At 46.6% G+C, this 8,131-nt stretch carries 9 protein-coding genes; all 9 read left to right on the top strand.

Annotation, left to right across the window (positions count from 1 at the left end):
* The first annotated feature begins 64 nt into the window (after nucleotides 1–64).
* Nucleotides 65–2,503, top strand: a complete 2,439-nt coding sequence (locus RWJ43_RS05130) for a UvrD-helicase domain-containing protein (RefSeq protein ID WP_314008586.1) — start codon at nucleotides 65–67, stop codon at nucleotides 2,501–2,503.
* 2 nt (nucleotides 2,504–2,505) lie between these two features.
* The gene (locus tag RWJ43_RS05125; protein WP_314008584.1) at nucleotides 2,506–3,288 is read left to right on the top strand and encodes a mechanosensitive ion channel domain-containing protein; all 783 of its coding nucleotides are present in this window, start codon (nucleotides 2,506–2,508) and stop codon (nucleotides 3,286–3,288) included.
* A gap of 1 nt (nucleotide 3,289) precedes the next feature.
* Entirely contained in the window at nucleotides 3,290–3,988 is a 699-nt protein-coding gene (locus RWJ43_RS05120) for a 5'-methylthioadenosine/adenosylhomocysteine nucleosidase (RefSeq protein WP_314008582.1), read from the top strand.
* Nucleotides 3,989–4,188: 200 nt separating this feature from the next.
* Nucleotides 4,189–5,238 carry an inorganic phosphate transporter gene (locus RWJ43_RS05115; RefSeq protein ID WP_035428240.1) on the top strand — a complete coding sequence of 350 codons (1,050 nt, stop codon included), beginning with the start codon at nucleotides 4,189–4,191 and terminating at the stop codon, nucleotides 5,236–5,238.
* A gap of 58 nt (nucleotides 5,239–5,296) precedes the next feature.
* Nucleotides 5,297–5,917 carry a DUF47 family protein gene (locus RWJ43_RS05110; protein WP_314008577.1) on the top strand — a complete coding sequence of 207 codons (621 nt, stop codon included), beginning with the start codon at nucleotides 5,297–5,299 and terminating at the stop codon, nucleotides 5,915–5,917.
* 123 nt (nucleotides 5,918–6,040) lie between these two features.
* The gene (amaP, locus tag RWJ43_RS05105) at nucleotides 6,041–6,736 is read left to right on the top strand and encodes an alkaline shock response membrane anchor protein AmaP (protein WP_314008575.1); all 696 of its coding nucleotides are present in this window, start codon (nucleotides 6,041–6,043) and stop codon (nucleotides 6,734–6,736) included.
* Nucleotides 6,729–6,971, top strand: coding sequence for a DUF2273 domain-containing protein (locus tag RWJ43_RS05100; protein ID WP_313995369.1), 243 nt, complete (start codon nucleotides 6,729–6,731; stop codon nucleotides 6,969–6,971). Before amaP ends, RWJ43_RS05100 begins: the two co-directional genes overlap by 8 nt.
* 13 nt (nucleotides 6,972–6,984) lie before the next feature.
* Complete coding sequence (locus tag RWJ43_RS05095) at nucleotides 6,985–7,473, top strand: Asp23/Gls24 family envelope stress response protein (protein WP_314008572.1); 489 nt, start codon at nucleotides 6,985–6,987, stop codon at nucleotides 7,471–7,473.
* 90 nt (nucleotides 7,474–7,563) lie between these two features.
* Nucleotides 7,564–8,131: hypothetical protein (locus RWJ43_RS05090; RefSeq protein WP_396427225.1), on the top strand; the 568-nt coding region annotated here is incomplete at its 3' end.

Genomic DNA, 8,131 nt, shown 5'->3' with positions numbered 1-8,131 from the left:
CAATTAATGTCCGGTTATCGGGGTACACTTTTATTCTAAGAATGATTGACACAAGGATGGCTCAATGCAGATTGATCTTGAAGGTTTAAATCCTGCCCAGCATCAGGCGGTTATGACAACTCAGGGACCTCTGTTGGTTCTTGCAGGAGCTGGCTCGGGTAAGACGCGTGTTTTGACGTTTAGAATTGCGCACATGATTGCTGACGAGGGCGTTCGTCCTTGGCAGATTCTGGCTATTACGTTTACTAACAAGGCTGCAGCAGAGATGCGTGAGCGCCTTGAGGCGCTGCTTCCTAACAATATTCGCGGCATGTGGGTCTGCACGTTCCACGCTATGTGTGTTCGTCTTCTCAGAGAAGATGGTGAGCGTCTTGGCTATGGGCCTAACTTTGCCATCTATGATGATGACGATTCAAAACGCCTGGTAAAGACCATTCTGTCTGATTTAGATATTGATGTTCGTCAGTTCCCACTCAACTCCATCCGCTCTAAGATTTCTGCTGCTAAGAATGCTCTTTTGTATCCTGATGATGTAGAGGCGCAGGCAGCAAGTCCTATGGATCACGTGGTGGCTCGTGTATATCGTGCGCTTCAGACGCGTCTGGATAAAGCCAACGCTATGGATTTTGACGACCTTCTGGTTAAGGCATTTGAGTTGCTCTCCAAGTATCCAGACGTGCTTGCTAAGTACCAGGAGCGTTTCCGTTATATCAACGTTGACGAGTATCAGGATACCAACGGCGTCCAGTACGCAATTACCAAGCTTTTGGCATCCAAGTATCGCAATCTTATGGTTGTTGGTGATGATGACCAGTCCATTTATTCGTGGCGCGGAGCAGACATCAAAAACATCTTGGCGTTCGAGAAAGACTATGAGGAAGCAGTTGTAGTTAAGCTAGAGCAAAACTACCGCTCAACTGGTCATATTTTGGCCGCTGCCAATGCAGTTGTTGCGCACAACTCTCACCGCAAGCCAAAGCGTCTTTTTACCGATGAGGGAGACGGCGAGAAAATCCAGGTGTATCAGGCATCTGATGAGCGTGATGAGGGTGCGTGGATTGGCTCCGAGATAGAAAAACTGCACGATAAGGGTACATCATACGACAACATAGCAGTGTTCTATCGCACCAACGCTCAGTCTCGTATTCTCGAAGATATGTTGCTCAGAGCTGGTGTTCCTTACAAGATTGTTGGCGGTACTCGATTCTTTGATCGCGCAGAAATCAGAGATGTCATGGCGTACCTCAAAGTTGTCGTCAACCCCGATGATGACATGGCTGCGCTGCGCGTTATTAACACGCCTCGTCGCGGTATTGGCGCAACCAGTATCCAAAAGATTCAGACATACGCACTGCATAACGGCTTGTCGTTCTTCTCGGCATGTGAAGCATGCGTGATGGAAGAAGGCATTTTTACCGCAAAGGTAAGAAATGCGCTGGTAGAGTTTACGTCAGCTATTGAGCATGGCCGCCATATTGATGGTGAGCTTGATGAGGTTGTAGAGGCAATTATTGACCGCTCAGGTCTTATTCGTGCGCTTGAGACGGAGCATACCATTGAGGCTGACGGACGTATCGAGAACATTCGAGAATTCTTTGGTGTTGCAGCAGAGTTTGATGAGTCTCACGACGATGTTGAAGAAACGCTTGAGAGCCTGCAGCAGCTCAGAGAAGCTGGAGCGCTTGATGCGCAAGATGCAGCTTCGCTAAGTGAGGCTGGTTTTGATGCTGCTACCGGCGCACTCGCTGGTGCTGCTGTAGAGACGGCTCCTGCGCTTCAGGAGGAGAGCTTGCATCCGCAAGTTGCGGCAGAGAAGCTTCCTGCGTTTATGGAATGGCTGGCGCTTCGCTCTGACCTGGATAGCTTGGATGGTTCTACCTCTGCAGTAACGCTCATGACCATTCACGCTGCAAAGGGTCTGGAATTTCCTGCAGTTTTTGTTGCTGGTATGGAGGAGGGAATCTTCCCTCATGCAAATTATGAGGCAGAAGCAGCTCAGTTAGAAGAAGAGCGCAGACTTGCCTATGTTGCTATTACGCGTGCGCGCAAGCGTCTGTATTTGACGTACGCATCTACCAGAAGGACTTACGGCTCTGTTCAGGCAAATCCTGTATCGCGTTTTGTAGGAGAGATTCCTCAAGAGCACGTAAAAGCTATTGGTGTTGGTTCTGCAGGTTTTTCTGGAGTTGGTTGGGCAAAGCGAGGAGACCGTCATGGAACCTTTGGCTCCGGTCGTGGCTCCGAGGTCTACGGTGGAAACGTTTTTGGTTCTCGCACGCGCTCTACCGGCGGTGCTCCAGCTCCACATACAGCTCCTATTCAGAAAGATCCAGCCCGCGCTTCTGCAAGTTTTGCTGTGGGAGACCAGGTTTCTCACAAGACCTTTGGCCCAGGCATTGTTTTGGCAGTTCAGGGCGATACTATTGAGGTTAAGTTTACGCGTACTAATAAGACAAAGAAGCTCATGAAGGGCTTTGCTCCAATAGTTAAAATTGAGGGATAGCCATGGTATTGATGCATGACGGTTTGATTTTGGGTCTTACTCCACAAGATTTCATTTTTAAGCTGGTTATCTTTGTTGTTGTGTTCCTTGTGGCTTTTCTTGTAGAGCGCTTTGCAATAAAGCTCTCAAAAAAGGCCTTGGACTCTTCAAAGCTGCCGTCAGCATCTATTTTTGTCAACATACTACGTGGAGTTATCTGGACGTTTGCTATTCTTGCTGTCTTACAGCCTGTCTTTGGTATTCAACCAACAGCGTTTGTAACCGCCTTGGGAGTTACGTCCATTGCCTTGTCTTTTGGCCTGCAGGACACCATTTCTAACCTGGCGGGAGGCTTGGGCCTTATGCTGGGAGGTGTAGTTAAACCTGGAGATCAGGTAAGCATCGGAACTATCTCCGGTGAGGTTATTGACATGAATTGGCGCTCTACCATAGTTCGTGCTCGTGGAGGTAGGGTAGACATCATTCCTAATTCAGTACTTAATAAAACAGCACTTGCGCATCGTACCAGGTGGGATATGACAGAGGTACCCATTACTATAGTGCTTAAACCAACCGTTGATCTGAATGCGGTAACGCAAGAAATAACAGAAATTGTTCAAGAGGTAGTTGCACCTCAGCTTGATAGAACACTTCCTATTGAGGTTGAAGCATCAAGCATTGCTGAGACAGGCGTCAAGGTAATCATTCATGTTCACATCAAAGACGACGCAAACGAAATGAGTGTACGAGATAAAATTGTAAGAGCCCTGGCTGGTTCTAGTTGGCTTGCAGGAGTAGGAGCTTAATATGAAGATTGGCATCATTGGAGCCATGGAGCCAGAGGTTGCGCTACTAAAAGCGCAGATGACCGTTGAGCGCACGTATGATCAGGCCCGTATGCAATTTGTTGAAGGCCTTTTGGGAGAAGTTCCTGTTGTTGTTGTACAGTCGGGAATTGGCAAGGTTAATGCAGCAGCATGTACACAGATCCTGATTGATACGTTTGCAGTAACACACGTGATTAATACCGGTATTGCAGGGCTTTTAAACCCTGAGCTACAGGTTGGGGATATTGTTATCTCCTCAGATTTAGTTCAACATGATATGAACGTTGGTCCTCTCAATTTTGCCGCTGGTCAAATTCCAGGTCTTCCGGTTTTCTCGTTTACAGCAGATGAGAGTCTTATTGAGCGCGCACTTGCATCAGCCAAAGAAGTAGCTCCTCAACTACAGGTTATTTCTGGCCGCGTTGCTTCAGGAGATCAGTTTGTAAGTTCATCAGAGTTAGCAGACCACATCTACACAACGTTTGGTGCTGACTGTTGCGAGATGGAGGGCGCTTCAATTGCCCAGGTTGCTTGGCTCAACCACATACCGTTTGTGGTGATTAGGCTTATGTCCGATAAGCCCGGCACTACTTCAAGCGGTGATTATTTGACGTTTGAGCGTGAGGCTTCTGAGCGCTCTGCCAGAATTACTGCAGCTATTATCAAAAAGCTTGCCTAGTAACCTGAGGCGTCCTTTTGAGGCAACTCTTCTGGGTTAACTGGGTAGCTCTTCCAGGTCAGTTTGCATTTTTCATAAGAGGGAAGGCGGGGCGTAAGAAACAACTTGCGCTGATTTAGCTATTCGAATGTTTGTAAACATAATTGAACGATACTTCGATTATCATTGTCCCGTTATGAAAGTGGTTTGAAAGGTACCGAATGATAACCCTCGGACACTTTTTTGAGATGATGGTTGCCAATCCGTTTTTGGCCCTCGTCATTGTCCTTGTTTTTGGATGCATTTTTGTAAATGGTGCAACCGACGCGGCTAATGCTATTGCAGAGGCTGTTGGAACTCGTTCAATTAAAGTTAACCATGCAATTATCATGAGTGTTGTATGCAACTTTGTTGGTTTGGTGGCTATGTGCCTCATTTCAACTGCAGTTGCAGACACAATTTTGGGCATGGTTGACTTTGGTAGCAATAATCATGAGGCTCTTGTTGCTCTTGCCGCAGGCTGTGTTGGTATTGTTACTTGGGCAGTAGGAGCTTGGGCTTTAGGTATTCCAACTTCTGAGTCACACGCTCTTATTGCAGGTCTCACCGGTGCAGCACTTGCTATTCATGGTGATTTTGGTGCAGTTAACTGGGGCGAGTGGAGCAAAGTTTTAATTGGTCTGCTTTTCTCGACCACACTGGGTTTTGCCGCTGGTTGGATCATTGTTAAAGCAATCAACAAGCTTTGCGTTAACGTTGATCGACAACGCGCTGATGAGATGTTTGGCCATTTGCAAGTTGTTGGCTCAGCATTTGTTGCTGCTATGCATGGCGCACAGGATGGCCAGAAGTTCATGTCCATCGCCATGCTTGCAATTGCACTTTCCGCGGGTCATGGAGCTGCTGGTGCAGATGTATTCCCGCTTTGGTTGCAGGTACTGTGTGCTGCTCTTATGTCTATCGGTACTGCAATCGGCGGAAGAAAGATTATTAAAAAAGTCGGAATGGAAATGGTAAAGCTTGAGCGTTATCAGGGCTTTGCTGCGTCCTTCTCGGCATCTGCATCTTTGTTGCTTTCCACACTGACCGGTCTTCCTGTTTCAACAACTCATACAAAAATGACCGCCATGATGGGTGCGGGTGCTGCAAAAAATATTCGTTCAGTTAACTGGGGCGTTGCAAAAGAAATGGTAGCAGCATGGGTGTTTACTTTCCCTGGCTGCGGACTTATTGGTTTTCTTTTTGCAAAACTGTTCCTGATGATTTTCTAAGTACGTATAACTGTCTTTTACGAGTTCTATTGAACCACTCAACTTTATTGGAGGATTCATGCTAGGTAAGCCAAAAGAGGATGTCTTCTACACTATGTTCCGCGAGTTTGGCGACAAAATTGTAGAAACCGCTGAAGAGTATGTGGTCATTATGGAAGGCTTTCCCGAGACTGCTGCACGTATTCCTCAGATGAAGGTTTACGAGCGTGAGTGTGACGAGAAGGTCCAGCACATTATGAAGGAGCTTTACGCTTCCTTTGTCACACCATTTGAGCGTGAGGACATCTCTGACTTGGCTCTTCGTCTTGATGACATTGTTGACGGAATGAATTCTGTTGCAGAGCGCCTTGATCTCTTTAACGTTGACGATACTCGTAAAGAGGCTATGCAGCTTGCTGAGCTTACCCTTCGCGCATGCAAGACGGTCCAGGAGATGCTGAGTGTTCTGAGTGACTACAAGAAAGATCCTACCGTTATGGAGAAGGCTAGTGCCGTTGGTCACGTTGAGGACGAGGGCGATCTTATTTATCACAATGCACTCTCTCGCTTGTTCCGTGATGAAATGCCTGGTCGCCACACCGTTGCTTGGCTTCGTATTTTTGACCGCATGGAGACTGTTCTGGATTCCTGTGACGATGCGGCGGGAGTTGTTCGCTCTGTTGTTATGAAGAACGCTTAAGTTCGTCTTCTGCTAACGGTATATACAGACTAAAAACTGCCTTCCACCGGGAGGCAGTTTTTATATTCTCTTTTTGTCCGGTATTGGGGTTAAACTGTTTATATAAAAGAAAGTGGAGGTGCCATGAGCGGCTTCAAGCGTTTTTGCTACATACTCTATGTTCTTGCAAGTGCATTTGTATTTTTAGCTCTTGCTTTAACGTGGTTTGGTCCTTGGACACATCAGGCAACTAATCTCTTGTTTACCAAGCCCTACCTTATTGCTCTTAACGCTTGTGCGGCTATTAGCATCTTTGGTCTTGTTGTGGTGTTGTTCAGAGCTCTATTCATTAGAAAAACGGTAAAGCTCACGGTTGCAACAGTTGAAGGCGGAACAATCTCCGTCACTAAAGATGCCATTTCTTCTCAGGCAGCCCATATTATTGAAGAAGATGGAACTTGCCTTGCACACCGTGTTAACGTGCAGATTTCTAAGAACAATTCTGTAGCCGTACAGATTGATATTCTCCCCAAAGAGCCTGTTGATGTCACTGCAAAGGGCTCTGAGTTCTACAACGCTCTTCAGTCTGGTCTTGCTATCGTGTGCGGACCTTGCGTTTCTAGCATTAATCTTTCTTTTATCAAGCCAAGTTCCTTCTCGCCAAAGGATGAAGAAGGTGCGTCTTTGTCTCAGTCAAAAGAGGTTGTGCCAGAACCAGAGATTGTAGAAGAGCAATCTTACGAGCATCCTTCCACTCAAGCCGCTGCTCAGCAGACTGGTAAAGACATTCGATTGAGTATTTCAGAGCCAGATGCAAAGGAGGTCACAGACAATGGATAAAAGCTTCTTTCAGAAGATGCAGGAGAAGTGTAAAAAATACGTCGTTGACCATCCAGGTGCCATTATTGGCGGATTTTTGGGCCTCTTGTTTGCAATTTTTTTGTTTACGTTTGGTCTATTTAAAATGCTAGTTGTTGCATTGTTTGTACTGGTAGGAGTTGCCATCGGTCAGATTTTTGACGGAAAGGCAACCATTTTGGCAAAGATTCGTTCCTTATTTACGGACAGAAACTAGATAGGAGAGAGCTGTGGCAGAAGAGCTTACTAATTCGCAAGAGACCACCTCTGAAGAAATTGTTCCTGCAGAAGAGACAACAGATGTTCCTTCCGATGCAGATCTTGAGGATACAGACTCTCTTACCTTTTCTGGCGGAGTTGTCGAGAAGATCGTCTCGTTGGCTTTGCGTGATGTCCCCAACGTGGTGGGTGCTCGTGGAAACTGGCTTAACAGAGTTCAGGATGTACTTGGTGCATCTGATACGGCTAAAGGTGTCACTGTAGAGGTGCTGCCTGACAGCTCGCTAAATGTTACCGTTTCTGTACTTATTAAATATGGTTCTTATGCGCCTCAGATTTTTGAGGATGTTAAGCATACAATTGTCGAGAAAATTACCGGTATGACAGGCCTTGAAGTTTCTGGTGTTAACCTACGAATTGAAGATGTTTTGACCGAAGAAGAATACGATCGCCTAAAACATCGTCCAGAAGAGCCTGAACAGCTAGACAAAGAAGAGTAAAGTACGCTAAAGTTGCACTGTTTTACGCTTTTATAGTAATTGTTTTATTGTTTTGTCACTACAAGCTCCCTAAGCGCAAGGAGTTTTACCATGAAAAGGCTTTCACGTTGGAGCATGGCGATTGTTGCTACGTTTGTGCTAGCACTCTCGCTCGTTGGAGGACTTGCAAAGCAAGCACTCGCAGACACCACCCCTGTTACCTCAGAGGCTGAGCTGCTGGCTGCTATTGCTGCTGCTCCAGCAGATGGTTCGCAGACTATCGTTCAGGTAAATGCGGACTTTACCATTACTGCTCCAGTTCAGGTTCCAGCTAATAAGAACATTAGGTTGATGGGTACTGGAACTATCACAAGTGCCATGACCGGCTCTAATTTCTATATGTTCAAGATTGCTTCTGGCGGCGCAGTTACTCTTGATGGCGCCACCATTGATGGCAACAACACTGCATTTGCCGTTGAGAACCGTGGTAGCTTTACCTTGCTTCGTGGCGTTATTAAAAACGGTAAGGCAAAACCTACACCTGGAAATAACGGCGTAGTTCTTACTACTGGCGCTGGTGCAAAATTTGTTATGGCCGGCGGCACCATTCAGGACAGCACGGTTGCTAACGCTCTTGGTGGCGCAGTTACTGTTGCAAATGGTGCAACAGGTGAGCTCC

The organism is Lancefieldella parvula, from assembly GCF_963530955.1.
Lineage (GTDB): Bacteria > Actinomycetota > Coriobacteriia > Coriobacteriales > Atopobiaceae > Lancefieldella > Lancefieldella parvula_A.
Note: the sequence above shows the minus strand (reverse complement) of the source record. Positions and strands in the feature narration are given on the sequence as shown.

Coding starts and splice junctions, on each gene's coding strand:
- RWJ43_RS05130 (WP_314008586.1), top strand. CDS start 65: ATGCAGATTGATCTTGAAGGTTTAAATCCTGCCCAGCATCAGGCGGTT.
- RWJ43_RS05125 (WP_314008584.1), top strand. CDS start 2,506: ATGGTATTGATGCATGACGGTTTGATTTTGGGTCTTACTCCACAAGAT.
- RWJ43_RS05120 (WP_314008582.1), top strand. CDS start 3,290: ATGAAGATTGGCATCATTGGAGCCATGGAGCCAGAGGTTGCGCTACTA.
- RWJ43_RS05115 (WP_035428240.1), top strand. CDS start 4,189: ATGATAACCCTCGGACACTTTTTTGAGATGATGGTTGCCAATCCGTTT.
- RWJ43_RS05110 (WP_314008577.1), top strand. CDS start 5,297: ATGCTAGGTAAGCCAAAAGAGGATGTCTTCTACACTATGTTCCGCGAG.
- amaP (WP_314008575.1), top strand. CDS start 6,041: ATGAGCGGCTTCAAGCGTTTTTGCTACATACTCTATGTTCTTGCAAGT.
- RWJ43_RS05100 (WP_313995369.1), top strand. CDS start 6,729: ATGGATAAAAGCTTCTTTCAGAAGATGCAGGAGAAGTGTAAAAAATAC.